18 protein-coding genes, 1 tRNA gene, 1 pseudogene and 1 riboswitch are annotated in these 23,061 nt (G+C 58.1%); of the genes and pseudogenes, 1 reads left to right on the forward strand and 19 read right to left on the reverse strand.

What is annotated here, in order from left to right:
- Positions 1-6: 6 nt before the first annotated feature.
- Both ACSAMM_RS10185 and ACSAMM_RS10190 read right to left on the reverse strand, forming a co-directional pair.
- Entirely contained in the window at positions 7-1,833 is a 1,827-nt protein-coding gene (locus tag ACSAMM_RS10185; protein ID WP_457791263.1) for an HD-GYP domain-containing protein, read from the reverse strand.
- Between the two features lie 51 nt (positions 1,834-1,884).
- The gene (locus tag ACSAMM_RS10190; protein WP_457791264.1) at positions 1,885-2,793 is read right to left on the reverse strand and encodes a hypothetical protein; all 909 of its coding nucleotides are present in this window, start codon (positions 2,791-2,793) and stop codon (positions 1,885-1,887) included.
- Positions 2,794-2,855: 62 nt separating this feature from the next.
- Positions 2,856-2,945: riboswitch (cyclic di-GMP riboswitch) on the reverse strand.
- A gap of 280 nt (positions 2,946-3,225) precedes the next feature.
- Here ACSAMM_RS10190 and ACSAMM_RS10195 point away from each other — a divergent pair.
- On the forward strand, positions 3,226-4,728 hold the full coding sequence (locus tag ACSAMM_RS10195) for a GmrSD restriction endonuclease domain-containing protein (protein WP_457791265.1): 1,503 nt from the start codon (positions 3,226-3,228) through the stop codon (positions 4,726-4,728).
- Positions 4,729-5,128: 400 nt separating this feature from the next.
- Here the strand turns inward: ACSAMM_RS10195 and ACSAMM_RS10200 are convergent, their stop codons facing one another.
- From ACSAMM_RS10200 to ACSAMM_RS10280, 17 genes and pseudogenes are all read right to left on the reverse strand, one after another.
- Positions 5,129-5,470: a thioredoxin family protein gene (locus ACSAMM_RS10200; RefSeq protein ID WP_457791266.1), complete on the reverse strand. Its 342-nt coding sequence runs from the start codon at positions 5,468-5,470 to the stop codon at positions 5,129-5,131.
- Positions 5,471-5,482: 12 nt separating this feature from the next.
- A complete protein-coding gene (locus tag ACSAMM_RS10205) occupies positions 5,483-6,487 on the reverse strand; it encodes a permease (RefSeq protein ID WP_178722956.1) in 1,005 nt (334 codons plus the stop codon).
- The gene (locus ACSAMM_RS10210; RefSeq protein WP_178723025.1) at positions 6,478-6,774 is read right to left on the reverse strand and encodes a metalloregulator ArsR/SmtB family transcription factor; all 297 of its coding nucleotides are present in this window, start codon (positions 6,772-6,774) and stop codon (positions 6,478-6,480) included. Before ACSAMM_RS10210 ends, ACSAMM_RS10205 begins: the two co-directional genes overlap by 10 nt.
- Positions 6,775-6,910: 136 nt before the next feature.
- On the reverse strand, positions 6,911-8,101 hold the full coding sequence (locus tag ACSAMM_RS10215) for an IS256 family transposase (RefSeq protein WP_457791267.1): 1,191 nt from the start codon (positions 8,099-8,101) through the stop codon (positions 6,911-6,913).
- Between the two features lie 249 nt (positions 8,102-8,350).
- On the reverse strand, positions 8,351-8,821 hold the full coding sequence (locus ACSAMM_RS10220) for a hypothetical protein (RefSeq protein ID WP_178722958.1): 471 nt from the start codon (positions 8,819-8,821) through the stop codon (positions 8,351-8,353).
- A gap of 107 nt (positions 8,822-8,928) precedes the next feature.
- Positions 8,929-9,005 (reverse strand) — tRNA-Pro (locus tag ACSAMM_RS10225).
- Positions 9,006-9,038: 33 nt separating this feature from the next.
- A complete protein-coding gene (locus ACSAMM_RS10230) occupies positions 9,039-9,635 on the reverse strand; it encodes a DUF4093 domain-containing protein (RefSeq protein ID WP_178722960.1) in 597 nt (198 codons plus the stop codon).
- 16 nt (positions 9,636-9,651) lie between these two features.
- Entirely contained in the window at positions 9,652-10,689 is a 1,038-nt protein-coding gene (gene holA / locus ACSAMM_RS10235; protein WP_457791268.1) for a DNA polymerase III subunit delta, read from the reverse strand.
- Between the two features lie 17 nt (positions 10,690-10,706).
- Positions 10,707-12,908, reverse strand: a complete 2,202-nt coding sequence (locus tag ACSAMM_RS10240) for a ComEC/Rec2 family competence protein (protein ID WP_457791269.1) — start codon at positions 12,906-12,908, stop codon at positions 10,707-10,709.
- Positions 12,909-12,918: 10 nt separating this feature from the next.
- Positions 12,919-13,461 carry a phosphoribosyltransferase family protein gene (locus ACSAMM_RS10245; RefSeq protein WP_457791270.1) on the reverse strand — a complete coding sequence of 181 codons (543 nt, stop codon included), beginning with the start codon at positions 13,459-13,461 and terminating at the stop codon, positions 12,919-12,921.
- A gap of 127 nt (positions 13,462-13,588) precedes the next feature.
- Positions 13,589-15,415 (reverse strand): translational GTPase TypA, encoded by a 1,827-nt coding sequence (typA, locus tag ACSAMM_RS10250; protein WP_457791271.1) that lies wholly within the window; start codon positions 15,413-15,415, stop codon positions 13,589-13,591.
- Positions 15,416-15,630: 215 nt separating this feature from the next.
- Positions 15,631-16,338 (reverse strand): DUF6320 domain-containing protein, encoded by a 708-nt coding sequence (locus tag ACSAMM_RS10255; RefSeq protein ID WP_178722970.1) that lies wholly within the window; start codon positions 16,336-16,338, stop codon positions 15,631-15,633.
- A gap of 41 nt (positions 16,339-16,379) precedes the next feature.
- Positions 16,380-17,663 (reverse strand): hypothetical protein, encoded by a 1,284-nt coding sequence (locus ACSAMM_RS10260; RefSeq protein WP_457791272.1) that lies wholly within the window; start codon positions 17,661-17,663, stop codon positions 16,380-16,382.
- 4 nt (positions 17,664-17,667) lie between these two features.
- Positions 17,668-19,830: a PTS sugar transporter subunit IIC/EAL domain-containing protein gene (locus ACSAMM_RS10265; RefSeq protein ID WP_457791273.1), complete on the reverse strand. Its 2,163-nt coding sequence runs from the start codon at positions 19,828-19,830 to the stop codon at positions 17,668-17,670.
- A gap of 40 nt (positions 19,831-19,870) precedes the next feature.
- Positions 19,871-20,095 carry a DUF1653 domain-containing protein gene (locus ACSAMM_RS10270; RefSeq protein ID WP_457792176.1) on the reverse strand — a complete coding sequence of 75 codons (225 nt, stop codon included), beginning with the start codon at positions 20,093-20,095 and terminating at the stop codon, positions 19,871-19,873.
- 87 nt (positions 20,096-20,182) lie between these two features.
- Positions 20,183-20,992: pseudogene (locus tag ACSAMM_RS10275) on the reverse strand (alpha/beta hydrolase); the annotation flags it as partial.
- Positions 20,993-21,306: 314 nt separating this feature from the next.
- Positions 21,307-23,037, reverse strand: coding sequence for a LysM peptidoglycan-binding domain-containing M23 family metallopeptidase (locus ACSAMM_RS10280; RefSeq protein WP_457791274.1), 1,731 nt, complete (start codon positions 23,035-23,037; stop codon positions 21,307-21,309).
- Between the last annotated feature and the right edge of the window lie 24 nt (positions 23,038-23,061).

The following is a 23,061-nucleotide window of genomic DNA, read 5'->3' on the forward strand; positions in this document are numbered from 1 at the left end:
TACTACTCAGGTCGCTTCCGCCGCCACGGCGGGCTTCCGGACGTTCTCCGCCCGATAAATCGCTTCGATCTCCTCCCGGCTGCCCTCGAAAAGCTGGACGATTTCCGGATCGAAAAAATCCCCGGCATGATCGAGAATATACAAAAAGCCATCTTCAAAGCTCCAGGCTTTTTTGTAGGTCCGTTCCGTGGTCAGAGCGTCGAACACGTCGGCCACGGCCGTCATCCGCGCATAGCGATCGATTTCCCGCCCGTGTAAACCGAGGTAGCCGGAGCCGTCGAAGCGTTCGTGATGCTCTCTGGCGATATTGGCCGCCAGCCGGAAAAATGGCTCCTGGCTGCCGCATAATATATGATAGCCATACAGCACATGGCACTGGATTTGCTCGAATTCCACCGCCGTCAGCTTTTCTTCTTTGAAAAGCACGTCGGGGGGGATGACGATTTTGCCAATGTCGTGCAGCAGGGCGGCGTTCGCCACATAGTCGGCTTCCTCCGCAGACATGCCGGCGGTGCGGCACATTACCCGGACATATTCCGCCACGTGAACCGTATGGTGGTTTTCCGTATCACATTTGATGCTCATCAGCTTTTTCAGCGATTCCAGAACAACCGTATGCCCCTCCTGATACCCGAACGCGAAATCCACCGGCGCCGAATGGGTTGCCTCCGGCGGCAGAGAAGCGGCGGCGCCGGCCTTCATCAGCCGGAGCCCCTCGATGATGCCCGCAGCGGAAACCAACACGACGCCGAAAAATACCGGCGCGCGCAGATTGACGGCGATTCCTATCAGGCTGTCCATCCAGAAAGCGGTTTCGACAAAAAACAGGGCCGCCGTCAGGACGAATCCCACGGAGGAATCGGGCTTCCGGCCGATTCTCAAAAAGCTCAGAAGCGCCACAGCACCCGCCGCCAGATGCCAGAAGCCGTAGTATTTCGCTACCAAAAGGGTCAGCGGCTCATAGGGCGAAAGAGCAAGCAGCAGCCCTAGCAGCAGGCTGCCGCCCAGCATGACCTCCTGGGCGCGGTTCCAGGTCTGCCGGCTGGATAAGAGAAAAACGGTCGCCGCCGACAGCAGCACCAGGCTCAGCATATGGATCCGGTAGAACAGGGGAGCATGGAAAGCCGGCAGGGTCGGTACCGACTGATTGAAAAAGCAGGCGGCGGCGCTGAAAAGCGCCAGCGCGCCGGCGGCCAGCAGCTGCCGCCGCCACGGCCTCCGGGCATTCAACCCCCCCATAATCAACAGCACCACGCCCATAACCGCGAACGCGATGACAAACGAGGTGCTGGTATAGATGCTGACGCCGTCGATATTGGACAGCTGATCCATAGGAATCAGACAGGCGGAAAACTCCAGGCGGTAGGGGCAGAACACGGTCGCCGTCAGCCGACTTTTCGACGAGGAGGCCGGCAGGGTCACCGCGCTGACACGGTTACCCACAAAGCTGCCGGATGAACCTAGCGTGTCCAGAACGGTCTGCCCATCCACCGCAACCCGCAGCGGGGCGTTTCCCGTGGTGATCATCAGGCGCCGCCCCGCATCCGCCGCGGGAATTTCCCGGCTCAGAAACAGATAGTCTCCCTGGCCGAACCGGCGAATCGGGCTGTCCTTTCCCGCCGAGAGGGTCTCCCTGCCGCTCGTCGCGGAATCCGCCTGCTCCGCCCATGTATAGTCCCAGTCGGCCAGCATGTGACCACCGCTGGACAGATCGGCAACCGGCCGGCTCAGACCGCTCCAGAGAAGCAGAGCCCCCAGCGCGGCGGCGGACGCCAGAACCAGCCAGCGGACGCCGCGCGTCCATATGTTCACGGATTTTGAGCGGCTGTCCATCCTCCGTTCCCCCCCTGCCGAGCTGTCTTTTCCTACCTGTCCGCCTCTTCATCAATCGGCTTTGCCAAACACATCCCGCGCTTTTACGCGGGTATCCACCACGAGAGGGGCGATGAGCGGCGCGGTAGGCTTTTTAACAGCCGTTGACGCCGGAACCACCGGCGTGTCCGCGCGCTCCTCCGGCGCGGCCGGCTCCTTTTCACGCCGCTCCTCCCTGAAAGAGCGCAGCGCATTTAGGAGAAGCGGCGGCAGCGCCGCGTTCTCTTCCGGCTCCTCCTCCGGCTCTTCCGCCGGGCGGAATTCCTCCGGGATTTGCTCCCGTTCTTCCTGCAATGTAGCCGTGAAAAGCGCGTTCATTTTCTCGGTCAGATCCTCGCAGATAGCGGACACCTCCGGGAGCGCGCCGGCCATCTGCTGCCCCTGTCCGGCAAAGTCCTCCAGATTCTCCAGCATCGCCTCATAGGATTCCACCAGTTGGCGGGTCGTTTCCTCTTTAACGACCGCCATCTGCTCTAAAGAGGCGCGCAGATGCCCGTCCGCCTCGGTAAGAACCGCGGCGTATTCCTGAATCCGCTCCTGCATCTCCTCAATGAGCTCCGCGCGGATTTTCTCCACGTTTTCATAGGCCCGGGCGTAAATCGGCCCCACGTTGATGCCGTAAGGCGCGGATTCCTTTTCCCGCTCCAATGCGCCGATTTTGCCGTGCAGCTTCTGCGCTTCTTCCTGCAGTCTGGCCGCCCGCGCGGTCAGCTCCGCGTTGGCCGCCCGCAGCTCCTCCAGCTCTCGGCGCATGTCCTCGGGAACGGCCGCCGCCGGGGCCGGCGTCTCCATCTCGGATTTTGCCGCCAGTTCCATATTCAGCTTGGTTAGCTTGGAACTGAGAATGCTGTTTTGACTGCGCAGCGAGTCGATAACCTCGTCAGCCTCCCGCACATCGTAACCCCAAAACGTTTTTTTCATAGAGCCAAACCTCCTGTCGGAATCTATCAAGGGTCAAAAAAATGGCTGCATTATTTTTCAAATAATGCAGCCAGACGATCATGGCAGGGTTTCCCGCTTTAGATTCTTAAGCTTTGCGTCTCCAGCTTTCGCTAGATTTGCCTATATTTGATTGGTAAGAACGAAATCTATTCAAATGATACCGTTTTTCCGCCGCCTTGTCAAGGAATATTTTTATAGTTGGCCTGGTGTCATGTTCTGTATACGAGTTACAAAATTTATTGCACGGAATCAATGCTTCCATTTTCTACAAAGTATGATATAATTGTGTAAAATAATCAAGGGGGATTTGCTAATGAGTATGGAAAGTTTAACAAGTTTGTCCATTCGAAATATAATTGATAAAGTAAATACAGGCGCAATCAGAATACCTTCTTTTCAAAGAGGGTTTGTTTGGGAACCAGAAGCTGTCGCTTTTTTATGGACAGCTTATATAAAAAATATCCGCTCGGTGCGGTATTGCTTTGGCGGACAAAAGAGAGGCTTCATAGTGAGAGACAACTTGGTAGATTTATTTTACCGGAGCCAGTAAAGGATTATCCAATCGATTATGTTTTGGATGGACAGCAAAGATTGACCTCTGTATTTTCGGTATTTCAGTCGGGGTTATTACCCCAATCCGACTCTAGTTGGATGGACATCTATTACATAATAGGGACAAATGAATCGCCACAACAAAGCTGTTTTGTTCCGCTGGAGATAGAAGATGTTGATCCTAGAAAACATTTCCCTCTATGTTCTCTTTTTGATCCCGTCCAATATCGCCGATCCACAAAAGACCTGGATGATGATGTAATAATTGAACTTGATAGGTTGCAGGCTTGTTTTCAGGAAATTGCTATACCAGTTCAACTTATGGAAACCGATGATAAAGCTCATGTAGCAATCGTGTTTGAACGTATCAATCGCGCCGGTGTCCCCTTAGATTCATTTCAATTGCTAACGGCTTGGAGTTGGAGTACTGAATTCGATCTACAAGACAAATTAGATGAATTATCGGCGGAATTATCTGAATATGGTTTTGAGGGGTTGGCTGAAAATCAAGACCTTTTAATGAAATGTTTTACTGGATATATCTTAGGGAATACATCGCCTGGAGCGATAATGGATTTAGACGGCAAGATGATCCGCGATAATTTCGAGAGTATAAAGAATGGCTTAAAATCAGCAGTGGATTTTTTAAGAAAAGAGTTGCATTTATATTCTTTAAATTGTTTGCCATATCCGGCCATGCTGGTATCTTTAGTTCGTTTCTTTGGCTCAGAAAAGACAAACGGATGCTCATATACAGATAAACAGAGAAGACAATTAGTACGCTGGTTTTGGAGAAGCTGCTTTGCAAGACGTTATTCTAGTGGCGTAAACAGCGCTCATGAAACAGACCTTAATTCCATGGAACGACTTAGAGATAACGAAAACTTTGATATAAGCAGTTTTAAATGCGATATTCCGACCGGATTTTTTACCGATAACGTTTTTAATATCAATTCCGTCAACTCACGGACTTTTATTGCAATGTTGGCCAATAACAACCCCAAATCCTTTATTTCAGGAGCCAGTGTCGACTTATCGCAAACGTTGAAAATTGCTAGTTCAAAAGAATTTCATCATATTTTTCCGGATAAATACCTGCAGAAACTTTCACTGGAACGTAAGGATATTTATCAGCTGGCAAATTTTTGTTTTTTAAATAATGCAGATAACCAGAAAATAAAAGACCGTTCTCCATCAGAGTATAAACAGTTTCTCAATCCCGATTCTATACCGGATGTTCTTAAATCTGCAATTTGTCCCTCGGACACTTTTGAACTGGATTACGGAGAATTTATACTGAAACGGAAAGCCATGTTGATGGATTTTGCAAATAGACTCATTAACTACGGAAACGACTTTTGAGTCTTTTGGTTGACGACTGCTCAAACAGCATCGCCGAAAGCTGACCAACTCCACAGATAAAGAAAGCGCCCGGGAACCGTATGCCTATACGGCTTCCGGGCATTTTTCTAGCCGTCGCCCAGGGCTCTGAACCTCGCAGGTTCGAGTCTCGGACTCGTCAAGCATAAAAATAGCCTTGGTAATTTTGAGAAGCGACTCGAACTATCACACTTTTGAAAACCGTTTTTTCAAAACTACATAATGGTTCCGATTTGACTTGTCTCCACCATTGTCAGGAAATAGGCAAAACGGCAGGCTATCGGTCGTGCGGTGCTTAATTACACACGCACAGCATTTCCCGTGATTGGGGCAAGTCTGCTTTGGACAGCTACACTCTTTCACATTTTTACAAGGCATTGGGTTACCTCGCTTTTTTCAGAATGGCAATCACCTCATCCGGCTTCAGTACCTTGCCAAAAGAAACCACTTTACCGTCCACCACAAGGGCTGGAGTTGTCATCACGCCGTATGCCGCAATTTGCGTAAAGTCGGTGATATGATCGATTGTCGTGTCTAGGCCGAGCTGCTTGAGCGCCTTCAGTGTGTTTGCTTCCAACTGATTGCACTTGGCACAGCCGGAGCCGAGAATTTTCACGCTTGCGCCTCCCGCCTTGCATACCTCCGCTGCTTTCATAGACTCCGCATTGCAGCTCCCTCCACAGCAGCATTTCTTTTCTTCTTTCTTTTTACTGAATAAACCCATTGTGTTTTCCTCCTAAATAAATACATAATGGAATGCGTTAAACAGATAGCCTACAACGATAATGCCGACTGTACAGATACCAATAAACAGAGCGAGCAGTTTTGGTTTCACAGCTTTTCGCAGCATGATAAGGGATGGCAGCGACAGCGTTGTGACAGCCATCATAAAGCTAAGAATTGTGCCAAGCTGCGCACCTTTCGAAAGCAGAGCCTCAGCCACGGGGATCGTCCCAAAAATGTCCGCATACATGGGAACACCGATAACCGTTGCCAAAATCACGCCGAACGGGTTGTCGCTGCCGAGTACCGCTTCAATCCAGTGTTCGGGAATCCAGTTATGAATGACCGCGCCGATTCCCACGCCCACAAGGATATACGGAAATACCTTTTTAAAAGTGGACAGCATTTGATCCTTTGCGTAAACCAGTCGCTCTTTTTGCGACAGCGTCGGAGATTCGACATCGACCGCACTTGCACTTTTGATAAAGGATTCCACATACTTTTCCATGTGCAGCTTCTCAATCAGTGTACCGCCCGCGACGGCAATCATTAAACCGACCACCACATAGGCGACGGCGATTTTCCATCCGAAAATGCTGGAAAGCAGAAGCAGGCTTCCCAGGTCAACCATCGGGGAGGAGATCAAGAAGGAAAAGGTCACACCGAGAGGAAGTCCTGCGCTGGTAAAGCCGATAAATAATGGAATAGAAGAACAAGAGCAAAAGGGCGTGACCGTTCCTAGCAATGCAGCGATGATATTCGCCCATATCCCATGAAACCGTCCTAAAATCTTCTTGCTGCGCTCCGGCGGAAAATAGCTCTGGATATAGCTGATGAAGAGAATCAGGAAGCAGAGCAGCACCGTGATTTTGATTACATCATAGAGAAAAAATTGAATGCTGCCTCCGATTCGTCCGGTAATATCCAGTCCTAAAGCGGACAGTCCCATACCAATCAGCTTATTCAGCCATTTCATACCGAGAAGCTGATTTTGAATAAAGTCCCAAACTATCGACATGCGCAGTCACCACCCTCGCAGCAGTTCAGCGTCCCTATGAACGCCTTGAATGCCGACAGCGTTTCGCAATTTAGAGAATAGTGCGACCATTTCCCCTCCTTGCGGGTTTCTACTAAGCCGCACTCGCAAAGGATTTTCATGTGGTGAGATAATGTCGGCTGGGTAATCTCAAAGGCTTCCAGCAGCTTGCAACCGCATTTTTCACCATCTGACAACATTTTTACAATTTTCAATCTGTTAGAATCTCCAAGCGCCTTACAGATCAAGGCAATATCCATTTCTTTCATCTCAAGCACCTCGCATTGATTATCATCTATGTAATCATTATATGCTATACATAGATAAATGTCAATGTGTTTCTGCTTCATCTGGTAGTGTCAAGAGTTATGCGCAAATTAGTTTGCAGTCAAAAACAGAAAGAAGTCAACCGGCAAAAGAGGCATCGTCACACGCCCCGTCTAAATGCTTCATGTTCATATACTTCTTGCTGCCCCACTGAGTGCCGGCCACATGACGCAGCCGGGCACAGACAAGCATGAGGGCAGAATTACCGTCTGGGAAAGCCCCCACCACGCGAGTGCGACGGCGGATCTCCCGGTTAAGACGTTCAATCACATTGTTGGTGCGGATGCGCGTCCAGTGCTCATAGGGGAAAGCAGTGTAAGCAAGTGTTTCCTCCAGCCCATCCTCTACCTTTTTCGCCGCCTCGGGCAGTTTCATTTCACGCAGAGCGGTCACTACGTCCCGCGCCTTCGCCTGGGCGGCGGCTCTGCTCTCTTGGGCATGGATTGCTTTGAGCATCTTGGCCACCAGCTTCCCCTTGGTGCGTGGGACGCAGGAAAACACGTTGCGGTAGAAGTGTACCACACACCGCTGGTATTTCGCGTCCGGGTACACCTCTCCCACAGCTTCCAGCATACCGAGGCATTTGTCTCCCACGATGAGCTGGACGCCCTCCAGACCCCGCCCTTTGAGCCACTGAAAGAAGCTGACCCAGCTAGCCTTGTCCTCTTTCATACCCTCGGCAGCGCCCAGCACCTCGCGGTAGCCGTCTTCGTTAACCGCAATGGCAACCAGTACGGCCACATTCTCATACTCTCCGCCCCAGTTGCGGCGCAGGTAGATGCCGTCTACATACACATACGGGTACTTACCGCCCTGTAAGGGGCGGTTGCGCCAGTCTTCAATGTGGACATAGGCTTTCTTGTTCAGTTCGCTGATGGTAGAGGGGGACACCTTGCTGCCCCACAGTGCCTCGGTGATGTCCTCCACGCGGCGCATAGATACTCCAGCCAGATACATTTCAATCAGCGCTTCCTCCACGCTGCTCTCCCGGCGGCGATACCGCTCGATGATGGCGGTTTCAAAGGTTGCTCCCTTTAAACGAGGGACGTTCAAGGTCACGTCGCCGGAGCTGGTGGTCAAGTTACGCTGGTAGTGACCGCTGCGGTAGGCCTGCCGCTCCTCGCTGCGCTCGTAGCGCGCCGCCTGGGTCAGTTTCTGCGCCTCCGCCTCCAACAGGCCGTTGAGGGTCTCCTCCACGCTCCCACGCACCAGTTCCCTGATTTCACCCTTGATTACTTCCTCATTTAGTTGTACAATTTTCTCGGACATAGTTTATTGTCTCCTTTCAGAATGGTGTGTCGTGACTTCATTCTACCAAAGACTGCAAACTATGTCTCTTTTTTTATCCCTTTTTCAATTTGCGCAACTTATTCTACCTTATCCTTCATCTTATTGGTATTCGGTTTCTGCTCATTTTCAAACGGTACAAAGGGATTCGGATTTAGCAAAAACACCTATTGATATCCAAACCACAATGGTTCAAATTTCAATAGGTGTTTCATTTTTGGGACGAGATGCTTAATCGTAAATTTCCCGTGGTAAATATTCTATGGCTGTGAGTTGGCCATCTTTATAAAAAGCACCATATAACCGAATTTTAAGATGTTTCAGAGCCCAATTTTTGTTGATCCGTCTTATACATCTTTCTGCCTCTGACCTTGGCAGAGCGATACCATAAATATGGTTGTTCTTTCTAGAATCAACTTCTATGCGTAAAATAATTTGAGATAACGCCCAGCGAAAATTTGTATTACAGGAAGAACGCATTTTGCTCCCATCGGCCTTTAAATTTCCCTTCGCTTCAATGAAATACCAATTGCCATTCTTCTTCTGGTTTTCCAATTTAAGTACTAGGTCAACACCGCGTTCCTTTTTTTCTGCATCCGCTTTATGGATAATTCGTTTATGAGAAGTACGCCCTTTTTGCCTTAGAAAATTTTCCACCCCTTGAATCACTTCATTTTCTGTCAACAGGTCTCTATGTTGCATGACGCCCCTCCTTTTTAGATGCCTTTTTGAAAGGCAAAAACTGTACGTACAAAGTTTTTATTAAGTAAAAAGAAAAATCGACAAGGTTCAAAAGAAACTTGTCGATTTGGTCGAGGCGACAGGGCTCGAACCTGCGGCCTGATGGTCCCAAACCACCCGCGCTACCAAACTGCGCCACGCCTCGCCGTTTATAAACTCTTTAGATTATACCGCGCCTTTATGTCTCTGTCAAGCCGTCCAGTGCCTGCCGGTAAGCCTCCTGCGTCATAGTGGCGTTGATGATTTCCAGCAGCCGGTTGGCCGACAGTTTCCGGGGCAGCCCCAGCGAAACCAGCAGCCTTTCCCGCCGCGCCGCGCTGTCCGGGCCGCCGGACAGGCCATCCTCCATCATGGCCGCCTTTGTGAGAAACGGCCGGCCAATCGGTGTCTCCTCTTCCTCAAAGGTTGCCCCCGCCCGGCGCAGGGTCTCCAGGATGCGGGCGTTGTCGATCCCTTCCACCCCGAGCAGCCCCTCTTTGGACGCCGCAGCCTTTCGCCGTTCCTTGCCCGGCACCTCGGGAATGTACGCATGTTTGAGCTGATCCGCCGGAATGGCGGCAGCCAGATAGTTCCGAATGACAAAACCGGCCCCGTCGCTGTCGGTGAGAATCAGCAGCCCCCGCTGCGCCGCCAGCCGACGCAGAAACGCTAGCCGTTCCTTATCATGAAACACGCCGAAACCGCCGGTTTCCACCACCAGGGCATCCACCGCCGATTTCACGCGGATCGCGTCGTATTTTCCCTCCACCACAATGGCTTCCCGTATCCGCGGCACCCTGTTTCCTCCTTTTTCAGCGGCTGCGCGCCAGCACAATCAGCCGCGCGGCCGTCTGTTCAAGCACCACTCGCTTGTCAGTGCGGGCGGATTTCAGCTGTCCGTCCGCCTGCGCCAGTATCTCCAGGCTCTGCCGCAGCATGGACAGCGATAGCCGGGCACTGTCCCGGGCTGCGTTGCGCAGCCGCCATTCCCGGCCGCGATACCCAAAATCCGCTGCCAGCGACTCGGCCGGCACCCCCGCCTGCGCCGCTGCCTTGGCCCGGTACAAATCCGCGTAAGCGCCCGACAGAACCGCCAGAATGGCGACCGGCTCTTCCTTCTGATAAAACAGCGTGTTTAGAATAGTGTAGGAGCGCTCGTAATTGTTCTGCAGCAGCGCCTTGGACAGGTCGAATACCGAGGCCTCCAGGTTTTTAGTGGCGGCGGTCTCGATATGCTCCCGGGTGATTTCTCCCCCGCCAGCCAGGGCGGACAGCTTGTCTATCTCGTTGAGCAGCAGGTTCAAATCGTCCCCGCACCGCTCAACCAGGAGCTTTGCATTGTCCGGGGTAAGGGCGCTGCCCCGCCGGGCGGCGCCGCTGACCAGGAGCTTGACAATATCCCCCGTGGTCTTGCGGGGAAACTGCACGCAAAGCCCCGTCTTTTCCACCGCCGCCGCGAAGGCCTTCCACTTGGCGTTCTTCTTGAGATCCGGCTGGACTGCATCCTGCCAGAACACTGTCACACAGCTTTCCGGCGGATCGCCCGCCAAGTTCAGCAGCCGCTCCTGCGCCGCTCCGGCCGCGGCCACGTCAAAATCCCGAATCACCACGCATTTCCGCTCCGCCATAAGCGGCAGCGCTTCCACGGCCTCTTCGATTTGATCGAAGGAGACGCTCTGCCCATCCAGCTTCTGGAGGTTGAAGCCGCCCATATCGTCCTTACCCACCGCCTTCTCCGCAATTTGGGCCGCATAATGGGCGGTCAGATAGCTCTCCTCCCCATATAGGAAATATAAAGGGGCCAGCCCCTCCTTCAGTCGTTTTTTCAATTCGGCTTCCGTTATCGGCATGGCCGCCTCTCCTTTCGTCAGCTGATAAAGCCGCCGTCCCTCGGCAGATGCAAGTCCCCCAGCCCCCGGGTAGTCACCGAAACCGGTTCCTGTCCCACCAGCAGGCGGAGGGGATACGCGCCCCACGGCAGCGCCTTGGTCACATACGGAACCATCCCGTCGGAGCAGCTCATAACGCCGCCCTGAGCGGTCAGCGCCGTCGCCTGCCGGGGCGGCAGCTCGGTGAAAACCGCCAGATGGGTCCGCCTCCAATCGGCTGGCAGTGCCGCCGCGCTCCCACCCGGCGGGCACAGTAGCACCCGGGTGTCCCCGAAACACAGCCGAACCCAGCCGCCTTTTTCAAACTCCACCATCCCGTCGTTCCAGCAGCGCACCGCATCCCGCTCTCCATAGGTCAGCCGGCGCCCAGCCGGGATGGCCGCCTCCCCCGTCTCGGGAAGCAGCAGGCAGTCCACCGCTATATCCCGCGCAAACGCGTCCAGCCCTTGGGCGAAATCCCCCTCCGGCTGAGGCAGCAGCAGAAAATCCAGCCGCCGGATCCCCCTGGCCCGCAGCGCATAGGCCGCTTGCGTCAGCGTATACGCGTCCGGCCCCGCCGCCACCAACCCGGCATGCCCGTCCCTTTCGAGTATCAGCGCCAGGGAATCGCCGACAGGCACCGTCGTCACCGTGGTCACGCCCCGCATCAGCACCGTGTGCGCCCCTATCCCGCAGGCCAGCACGATTACCGACAGCGCCGCGCTCCGCCGCAGCCCCCGGCTCCCCAGCAGCCGGTACCCCAGCAGCATCAGCAGCAGCGCGCCGATCAGCCACACCAGCAGGTACGGCTGGGTCATGGACACCGTGGCGAACCGCCAGCTGGCCACCCCGCCAGTCAGTCCCAGCAGATATTTGGCCACCAGTCCCGCCGCCAACAGCAGCCCCCTCGCCATCCAGCCCAAAAAGGGCACCGCGTCCAGCACCATGGCCAGGCAGCCGGACACGACCAGCAGCGTGGAGGGAAACACCGCCGCCAAATTGCTCAGGGGCGCTATGAGAGACAGCTCGCCGAAAGTAACCGCCACAATCGGCAAAGTGGGCAGCATGGCCGCCAGGCTTACGCACAAAGCGGCGGTGGGCCGCCGCGCCCATCCCGGGATCTTCCATTCCTCCGGCCGCCCTCTGCGCAGCCAGGCGAACGCCTTGTCCTGCATCCAGGGGCCGAGTGCCACCAGCCCCACGGTGGCGGCAAAGGACAGCTGCAACCCCACATCCAGCACCACATACGGATTGGGCAGCACCAGCAGCAACAGCGCAAACCCCAGGGAATTGCGGCTGTCCGCCCTTCGCCGCAGCAGCTGCCCGGCCAGCAGCACCAGGCACATCACCCCGGAGCGCACCACCGACGGCGTCATGCCGGTCAGCAGCATAAAGGGAACCACCACCCCCGCCGCGCCCAGCGCCGCCCACCGGCGGGGCACCCGCAGAAAACGCAGCAGCCCCAGCACCGCCTGGGCAAGAATCGCCATGTGGAGCCCCGAAACGGCCAGCAGATGGGACAGCCCCGCCTGTCGGAACCCAAATGTCACGTCCGGCGACAGCGCCGTCTTGTCCCCGGTGCACATGGCGGTCACCAGCGCTCCCTCGTCGCCCGGGAGCCGCCGCCGGATGGAGCCGCTAAACCGGTCGCGCGTCTCCGCGATCCCGGCCAGCAACGGCTTTTTCGCCGGCGTCTCCATCGTCAGCCCCTCCGGGCCATACCCCGTCAAAGAGCCTTTGAGCTGCGCCCCATCCGCTTTCAGCCCGCTGCGCGCCGGCAGAGCCTGCAGCAGCATCTCCCCCGAAATCCGGTCGTACAGCGCGGGCATGGCCTTGTCCCTGCCCACCGACAGCGCGATCACCGTGCCTTTGGGAACGCCGCCCGCTTCCGCCTTGACAGAGCAAACGCGATCGCTGATTTTGACCACCTGCCCCGTCACGGTCTGCACCGTGCCGGACAGCGTCGCCAGCGGGCGAACCGTCAGCGCCTCCATCCCGGCAAAGACAAAAAAGGCCGCCGCCCCGGTCAGCAGCACCGCCGTCACGGCAGCCCGCCGGCGCAGAGTGGGGAACAGCAGTGCCCCCGCCAGCAGCAGCAGACAGACCACGCCCAGCCAAAGGGAGGTATTCAGCCCCGCCAGCGCCGCTACCAGCAGCCCCGCGGCATAGGCCAGCCCGATGACCCATAACGGCCGCTTCATGCCCGCCCCGTCACTCCCGCGGGAACAGGGGCAGCGGCTCGAGATACACGATGTCCTCGCGCCCGATGGCATCCCCTTCCGCCAGGATGGCGCACTGCCCGGCCAGCACGCCGCCGGCCCGCTCCACCAGCAGCGCCAGCGCCCGCAGGGACTCGCCCGTGGAAATCACATCGTCCACAATCAAGACCCGCCGTCCCCGCATGGCCGCCATTTCCGGCCCGTCCAGATATAGGGTCTGCTCCTTGTCGGTGGTGATCGAACGCAGCTGCACGCTCACCGGATCCGTCATATACAGCTTGGGATACTTCCGCGCAATCTGGTACGGCTTGCCGCTTTGCCGCGCCATTTCATACACCAGCGGGATCCCCTTGGCCTCGGCAGTCAGCAGAACGTCGAACGCCGGCGCCTTTTTCAGCAGTGCCTCCGCCGCCGCCACGGTCAGCGGCACATCCCCGAAAATCACAAATGCCGCGATGTCCAGCTTGTCGCTGATGGGGCAAAGCGGCAGTTCCCGCGTCAGCCCCGCGATGGTCATGGTGTAGGATTTTCCCATCGTTCTTCCTCCTTCCCGCGGGGAAGGCATCCCCCGCGGCCCGTATCGCTCTATGTACAAAAAGGGGCGCGGCGGCGACAACCGCCCGACGCAACCCCTTTTAGCGGACAGCCGCGCTGTCCGTGTATTACGCTTTTTTCTTGGCGCCTTCCTTCATCCGCTGCTCCTTGGACAGAATCCGCTTGCGCAGCCGGATGGACTTCGGCGTCACCTCCACGAGCTCGTCGTCGTTGATGAACTCCAGCGACTGCTCGAGGGATAATACCGTGGGCGGCGTCAGGCGCAGCGCCTCGTCGGAGCCCGCCGCCCGCATGTTGGTCACATGCTTCTTCTTGCAGACGTTTACCGCCACGTCCTCGTTCTTGGGCGACTGCCCCACGATCATTCCCTCGTATACCGGCAGCCCCGGCCCCACGAACATGATACCCCGATCCTGGGCGTTGAACAGTCCGTACCCGCTGGTCTCCCCCGTTTCAAAGGCCACTAAGGAGCCCTGCACCCGCTGAGCAATGTCCCCTTTATAGGGCTCATACCCGTCGAACACGCTGTTCATGATCCCGTTGCCGTTGGTGTCGGTGAGGAACTGCTGGCGATAGCCCATCAGCCCCCGGGCCGGAATCCGGAATTCCAGATGGCTGACCCCCGTGTCCCGGGTACCCATGTTGACGATTTCCGCCTTGCGGGCCCCCAGCTTCTCCATCACCGCGCCCACATACTGCTCGGGCACCTCGATCATCAGCAGCTCCATGGGCTCGAGCAGCTTGCCGTTCTCGTCCTTTTTATAAATCACCTGCGGACGGCTGACCGCGAACTCAAATCCCTGCCTCCGCATGGTTTCGATGAGGATGGACAGGTGTAGCTCGCCCCGCCCCGACACCTCGAAGGCGTCGGTGGTGTCCGTCTCCTTGACCCGCATGCTGACGTTGGTCTCCACTTCCTTGAACAGACGGTCGCGGAGATTCCGGCTGGTGACGAATTTGCCCTCCTGCCCGGCAAAAGGGCTGTTGTTGACCATGAAAATCATGGAAATGGTGGGCTCGTCGATGCGCACGAAGGGCAGCGCCTCCACGCATTCGGGATCGCAGGCCGTCTCCCCGATGTTCAAATCGGTGATCCCCGTCACCGCCACAATATCCCCCAGCGCCGCGGTCTCATGCTCTACCCGTGCCAGCCCCTCGAACTGGTACAGCTTGCCGATGCGGGCGTTCTGGGTGGTGCCGTCGGTTTTACACAGGGTCACGAACTGGCCGTTTTTAACCCGGCCCCGCTCCACCCGGCCGATGCCGATCCGGCCGGTGTAATCGTCGTAATCGATATTGGAGAACAGGATTTGCAGCGGCCCCTCCAGGTCTCCCTCCGGCGCGGGCACATGCTCGAGAATCGCCTCGAACAGGGGGGTCATGTTCCCTTCCCGCACGTTCGGATCCAGAGAGGCGTACCCGTCCCGCCCTGAGGCGTACACCACCGGGAATTCCAGCTGATCCTCGTCGGCACCCAGCTCAATAAACAGGTCGAGCAGCTCGTCGATGACCTCCGCTGGCCGCGCGCCGTCCCGGTCAATTTTATTGATGACCACCACCGGCCTTTTGCCCAGCCCCAGCGCTTTCTTAAGCACGAACCGGGTCTGGGGCATGCAGCCTTCGAACGCGTCCACGAGCAGCAGCACGCCGTCCACCATCAGCAGAATCCGTTCTACCTCGCCGCCGAAATCAGCGTGGCCGGGGGTGTCCACGATGTTGATCTTGGTGTCGCCGAACATCACCGCCGTGTTTTTGGCCAGAATGGTGATGCCCCGCTCCCGTTCCAGATCGCCCGAATCCATGACCCGCTCCGCCACCTGCTCGTTGGCGCGGAATACCCCGCTCTGGCGGAGCATCTGGTCAACCAAGGTGGTCTTGCCGTGATCCACGTGGGCGATGATGGCGATATTGCGCAGGTTTTCTCTTTTTCCCATGCTTGAAACTTCCAATCCTCAATCAATGTGCAGTCCGCACTTTTTTACCCTAACTGATTTAGTATACCACATTTTGCTGGTTTCTACAAGGTTCGCCGGTTATCGTCCCCGACAAAATGCGGACGGCCTCATCAAAAAGCGCGGTGCAACATCTACAAATCCTCTACCAGCGGCAGCGGCACACGCCCAGTTTTTTCTCCGCATCCCGCTCCTCCTCACATATGCAGCCGCTTGCGCATCTCCTCTTTAAAGCGCTGCCGCCTGTCCAGCACCAGCACCAGCAGCGCCAGAATCAGGCAGGGGACGGACACGATAAGCGACCAGGTCAGCTGCCACGCGCCTTTTAAGAACTGGTTGACCGCCAGCTCGATGCCCACCAACAGCAGCGGGGACAAGGCCAGTGCCAGCGCCACCTGGCGGAACCGCCCGCGCACCACCTTGGTACTCAGCAGGTAATCGGCCACAAACAGCAGGAGAATCAGCAGCACCACCGGCACCGCCAGCCGCACGAACCAGTCGCCATGAGCGGCGAACCGCTCCACCAGAAACAGATACCCCAGCACCGCGCCGGTGTCCAGCACCACCCCGAACAGCACACGGTGGCGGCGGATATACAGCGTCGGCACAATGAACACCCACAGCATCGCCATGGCGCCCACCACCAGCATGGACCAGCCCGCCCCCTCGGTGTAGGCGATGTCGCAGGCCAGGCAGATGGCCGCCGGCAGGGCCAGCACCAGGGTGACGATGGCGGCGATAAATCCCCGATTGTTGCTGGGGGTGAACAAATCCAACCGGCTCGGGAAGGGCCGCGGCGCCTTCCGATCGAAGGGCTGCGCGGGGTTGAGCACCTCCGTATGGCATAAAGGGCAGGCGTGCTCCGATTCGGCCAGCTCCACCCCGCAGTTTACACAGTAGGACACGAACGTTTTCCCCTTTCTCTCTAGGATTCTCCACTCCGGCCTTAATCCCGGTTGCTTTCTATGCGGACATGAATCCCCCGTTTCACCAGCTCGGTAAAGAACAGCCGCTCGATGTCGGTTTCCTCCACCGTGCTGGTGATATTGATGGCCAGTGTATCGCCGTAGCTGACGGCGCAGGCCCCGTGGCTGTTGAAGCGCTGGGCTCCCATCATAAAATCGAATCGTTCCACATACGGCTCCATGGACGGCGGCACCCGGGTCAGGCCCAGATTGGAAAAGCTGATGGAATACCGGCTTTCCCCATACAGCCGGTACGCCATGCTCATCACGAAATTCTTGATGAACAGCGGCACCGCCCGGCTGACGGCGTTTTTCTCGCTGCCCACGTTGGCGGACAGCACGGCGTTGAGATACTTCTCGTTGAGCCGCAGCCGCATGAAGTGGTGAATATGCTGCACGATTTCCTCGAAGCTGTACTCCCCATAGGCGGGATCCACCCCAGGATTGACAAACAGGGCGAAATTCCGCACCGTTTTGGAGGGATAAAACGCCCGCATGTTGATGGGCACGCTGATTTTCACCGGGTATTCCCGGCGGTTACGCTCCTGCTTCTGCCGGATGTAGAAGGCATAACACAGCGCCCCCGCCAGATACTCGTTGATGGTCGCTCCCAGCGCCTTTGCCCTTTCGTGAACCTGCGCCACCGGCAGGAGCCCGGTAATCACATGCAGGGTGGGAGCCGGCTCCCGCGTCATCCGGGGATGATAGGCCTTTTCCTCCCGGCGGCTCTCAATGTGGCGGAACTGGGCGTACTTGCTGTGGCTGTCCTCCATCTCGTCCTCGGTGGGCTCCTGCGAGCAATCCAGCATCTCTCCGTCGGGGACAACGTCGTATCCCCGAAGCTGCAGATACCGCCCCGCCAGGGTCTTGAGGAAAATCATGGCGCCCGTCCCGTCCGCGATGGAATGAAACAGCTCCACGGCAATCCGGCAGCGGTAATACCGCACCCGGAAACAATAGCCGCCGTTTTCCCCCTTCTCCATCTTCTTGCAGGGGTTGGCCACGTCCGGCTCCACCAGCGGCCGCTGCCGGCTTGCATTCAGGTAATACCAGAACAATCCCCGGTGCAGGGACAGGCAGAAGGTGGGGATCCGCCTCACCGTGTCCTCCAGGGCCGCCTGCAGCACGGCGGGATCCACCGGCTCCTTAAGCGTCAGGCTCACCCGGAACATAGAGGCCCAGTTACGGGACATCACCGCCGGATAAATCTTGGCGGAATTGTCCAGCCGGTACCAGTTCTTTTTTACGGTTTTCGGGGCTTCCATCGGGTCACTCCATTCCTGCAGGCTGTTTTTCCCGGCCGGCGGCCGGCTGCACAGCGGTATATTTGGCGGCGAACGCCATGAACTCGTCCAGCGGCAACGCCGGACTGTACAAATATCCCTGGTACAGCCGGCACCCCAGGGCGGCCAGCCGCTCCCGCTGCTCGGCTGTTTCCACAAACTCCGCCAGCAGCTCGAAATCCAGGGTTGCCGACAGCTCGGCAATGGAGGCGATGATGGACGACGAGCGGTCGTTTTCCATCAGGGAGCGCACCAGCTTGCCGTCCAGCTTGACCATCTGGAACGGCTGGTTCTGCAAATACAACATGGAGCTGTGCCCCATGCCGAAATCGTCCATAATGAGGGCCAGCCCGCAGTCCCGCAGGACCTGCAGCCGTTTATCCATCTCGTCCGTGGAGGACAGGGCCACCTGCTCGGTGATTTCCACCCCCAGATGATGCGGCCCAAAATCCAGCTGGGCCTGCTGCTCCCGCAGCTGGTCGACGAACCGGTCGTCACTCAGCCGATCCGGCGTGATGTTGAACGAAATCTCCAGCGGCGCCGCGATTTCCTTGCCCAGCCGGCAGAGATCGGCGCAGGTTTTCCGCGCCACCAGCAGCTCCAAGTCGTCCAGGCAGCCATCCTCCCGCGCCAGGGCGATGACCAGCGGCGGGTACAGATAGCCCAGCTCCGCATGGTGCCAGCGCAGCAGTGCCTCCCCGCCGTAAATGGTGCCGTCCAGCCGCATCTGCGGCTGGTAGTACAGCTCCACCTCGCCGGCCTTCACATCGTGGCGCAGGTCGGCCAGCAGCATCTTGGCTACCGCCGCCAGCCGCGGCGGCGCTTCCAGCAGACGGGGGGCCTCCCCCGTTTTCTCCGCCTGCCGCACCAGGTCGGTCAGGCGATCAACGCTTTCCCGCAAGTCCTCCTGCCGCCTGGTCTCCAGCCGCCGCACAAAGGGCAGATAAATAAGCACTCCCAGCACGATGTTCACCGCCTGCAGGACGCTGCCCGCCACCGAACCGGTGGCCGCGTAGCCGCTGAGGATGGCCGGTACCGTCCACTGTACCGCGTGGGTGGTCACCGGCACCAGTCCCAGCACCACCGCCAGGCTGCTGGTGCAGGTCGCCATCAACGGCACCAGCAGGAAGGGAATGAGCAGGGTGGGGTTGAGCACCAGCGGCAGCCCGAACACCATCAGTTCATTGATATTGAACAGCACCGGCGCGGCCGCCAGCTTGGCCAGACGCCGGTTGCTGGGTTGCCGTCCGGCCACCAGGACGGCGATGACCAGGCACAGGCAGGTGCCGCAGCCGCCCATCATCACAAAGGTGTCCAGAAAGGATTTGGTGTATATCTCGGTAGGGGTCTGCCCCGCGGCCTCCAAGGCCTGGTTGACCGCCAGGCCGTTTTCAAATATCCGCTGGGTCACGGCCTCCAGCATGTTGCTGCCGTGAATGCCGAAAAACCAAAGCACATGGATGCTCAGCACCAACAGCAGGGTCCCGAAGAAACCCTGCCCCACCGCCTCGAACAGCTTCATGAACAGCTGGGCGCCCCAGTTCTGCACATGGACGTTACCCAGCAGGGCGGTCACGCCCACGTTCAGCCCGGCCGCCAGGAACACGACCGCTGCCGCCGGCAGAATGGCCCGCAGCACCAGGTTGAAGGTGTAATCGGCACCCGGGGTATACATTTTCGTCCGCTTCATCCGCCAGCCAAGCAGCCGGTGGAACAGCGCGCAGGACAGCAGCGTCACCGCCAAGGCCGTGAACATCCACTGCGCCTGGAAAATCTCCAGCGGATTCTCGTAGTCGCCGAAGCTGAACGCCACAAAGGAGCTGAGCGCCACCGCCGGATAAAACAGCGCGTTTTCCGCGTCCGCGTTCTTGCCGTAGCAATAACTGATGGACAGGATGAACGCCAGGGACAGAATGTCCATGGTGCCCCCCGATACCAAATGCAGCAGCCGGGACACACCGCCTCCCAGGAACCCGGCCAGCCAGTCCTGATAAGCCTGCACCGGGAAGGAACTCAGGACTAAGGCCATCGAGCCGGCCATCAGCAGCGGGATCACCAGGACAAACCCCTGCTGCAGCGTTTGTATGAGGAGCGAATCCTCCCAGCGGGAGGATAACCGCCGCCCGGCGGCTTCCTTGTTCCAACCCAATCTACCGCGCACCTTTCCTGCCGGGAACCAGAACTGCCCCCTAGTCCTCGATCTCCTCGAACCGGTAACGGGTGGTCCCGTCCCGATCCACCGTGCCTAAAAACATCTCCAGCGGCCGCACCCATACGCCCATTTCGCCGTACAGCTGCTGATAGACGACCATTTCCTCCAGGGTCTCGCTGTGCCGGGCGACGTACAGCACCCGGTATTCCTTGCCTTTAAAGTGACGGTACTTGGCTCCCGGGCGGATGACGCGCTTTTTCAGCCCGCCCACCTCCAGCTGGGCGTGGACGAACCATTGGATTTTCCGGATCGCCGCCCGGGCTTCCTCCACGTCGAACATGTGCCAAACATGCCACATGCCGTCGTAAATGTCGATGTCCACCGTTACCCCCTGGGCCTCCATCCGGATGGCCAGCTCCCGGGAATCGTCCAGCAGCACCTCGTCGCTCCCCACGTGGATGAGCACCGGCGGAAAGTCGGTGAAATCGCCGTACAACGGCGATATATACGGGGTTTTCAAATCCTGTCCCCCCGCGTACAGCAGGGCCATTTCCCGCAGCTCCTCGCTGGAAATCAGCGGATCGCTTCCCGTGTTGCTGTAATGGGTGTCCAGGCTTTCGGTCAAATCTGTCCAGGGGGAGATCACCACCAGCGCGGCGGGCAGCGCCCGCCCCCGGTCCCGCAGCGCCATGGTCAGAGACAGGGTCAGCCCCCCGCCCGCCGAATCTCCGCAGAGCACGATGTCTCCCGGGTTATATCCTTGGTCAAGCAGAAAGTCAAAGGCCGTCACCGCGTCCTCCAGCGCCGCTGGAAACAGGTTTTCCGGCGCCAGCCGGTAGTCGTAGGCGAACACCGGCAGACGGCATTGCTCCGCCAGCCGGCAAATCAGCGGCTCATGGGTGGAGGGGGAGCCGGACACATACGCCCCGCCATGGGTGTACAGGATCGCCTTGTGGGCGGTTTCCTCCGCCGGTATGGCCCACACCCCCGGCAGCGGGCATTCCTCCCCGGTACGCCGCAGCTCCACCGTCTTATTCTTCGGGTGAATATACCGCATCATTTCCAGCCCCTTGCGCTGGCTGGCCACGGCAAACCCGGTCAGAATGGGCTTGACGCTTTTCATGGTGCCAATCAGCAGCTTGCTTTTCAAACTCGGCATATTCTCACCCGTTTCCTCTCGTTGTTCCACTCCCCGGCAGACATAGATATTTGTATTATAGCCCAAATCCGGCCGTAGCGCAACGCTTTTGCGCGTAAAAGGCAGCCGGGTCGAGATTCGCTGCCGGATGACCGCCTGGTACGGTGTCCACACCGCCACATTGGCTGGTTTGACGCCTGGCCGTCCTATACCCCAAAAAAACGCCTTTGAAGGTATTCGAGCGGCATCTGCCCCTCTAAGCCCGCCGGATTTCGAATAAATCCGCACAAAAGAAAACGGAAGGCCTGCGTCAAAGACACGGGCCTTCCGTTTTCTTATTTTTTCTTCAGATAGGGCACCGGGTTGGTGGACGAGCCGTTGACCAGCACTTCGAAATGCAGGTGATACCCCTGGCTGTTGCCGGTGTTGCCCACATAGCCGATAAGCTGCCCCTGGGCCACCTTCTGTCCCACCTTGACGGTGATTTTCCCGCAGTGCGCGTACCGGGTGCGGTATCCGCCGCCGTGGTCGATGACCACGTAATACCCATACCCCTGTCCCCAGGAGCTGGTGGAATTGGCCTCCACCACCCTGCCGCCGTCGGCTGCCACAATGGCAGCGCCCTTGATGCCGTTCTGGGAGATGTCTATGCCGGCGTGCAGCTTGCCCCAGCGGTAGCCGTAAGGGGAATAGATGTTGGTGTACCCCGGCACCGGCCAAATGAAGCGGCCGGTGGCCTTGCCGTCCCCCGCGGTGGTGCCGGCGCTGTAGGTCTTGGCCCCAACCACCACCACCTGGGTCACCGGCTCCTGGGTCACCTTGGCGGACAGCACCGTGCGGGATTGCTCCACCCCGTCCACGGTGACCACCTCGGCGGTCACCTGCCGCACGCCGTTTTTTCCCGCCGTCTTGACCTTCTCATACCCCAGGTACTTGGTCTTGTCCTGCACCTTCTCGGTGGTGAAGGCAACGGTCTCGGTATACGTGAGGGTCTGGGCGATCTGTACCTGCAGATAGGGCTGCTCCCGCTGCACCACCAGGCTCTGGCCGATGGTCACCATGTCGGTGTTCCTCACTGCGGGATTGAGTTCCCGCAGCTCGTCCAGGGTCATGTGGTTGGCGCGGGCGATGCCGCCCAGGGTGTCCCCGGCCTGCACCTCCACCGCCTTTTCCACCACGGCCGGACTGGTTAGGCGGGCTTTTAAATCCTCCGTGGTCACCAGGGAAGAAATGGGATACAGCCCGTCCACCACCTCGGCGCTCTGCACAAAGGAGGCACGCTGACCGTCGGCGGTGATATAGGACTGGAGAATCCCATTGAGCATGCCGTCCAGTTCGCTGCGGGAATCTACCGAGCCCTCGAACTTGCCGTTGATGTACAAGCCGCTGGCCTGGGCGATGGAATCGCCGGAAGTGCGGAGGATTTCATCACACAAAGCGGTTTCGTCCAGCATGCCGTCCTTAGGCACCACCGCCAGCGTCAGCTTCGGGCTTTGCTCCAGGCGGAAGGAGCTGTCCGTGTTGATGACTCGCTCCACGGCCAAATTGGCCGCGTTCTCATAGACCGTTTCGTTGGAGATATACCCGAGGGTCCGCCCGTCAACCTCCAGCACCAGCCCGAACGTCCGGCTGGTCCAATACTGCACGGTAAGCAGCAGCACGAACGCCGCCGCCACCGGCGCGGCCAGATTGGCCAGGGACACCAGCGCCTTCCGGTGCCGCCGGATCGCCAGGAACGGGAGGAGAAGCGCCTGCGGCACCACCAGCAGGGGATGCCGCCGCCAGGCCGCCACCAGTCTCTCCCCAGCCAGCGAAAACCCAGACAAAAAGCGGGCGGAGTCGGTTTTTATGGTAGTGATATGCGGGGCGACGCGCTTGTAAAAGAGGGCGCGCAGGCGGCGGGAAAGGGGGCGGAGCGTGCGCTTCTTGCAGGCCCGGGCCAGGCGGGCCGTCTGCAGGCCTGTCCGGTAGCAAAGCCGGTATACCCTCTCATATACCAAGGCGGCGGACGCCTTGCAGCGGCGCAGGAGCGCCGCGTTATCCTGCGGTTTTTCGGTTTCCAGCAAGTCGTTCACTTCCTTTTTGCCGAT

This window comes from Anaeromassilibacillus sp. SJQ-5, from assembly GCF_054108045.1.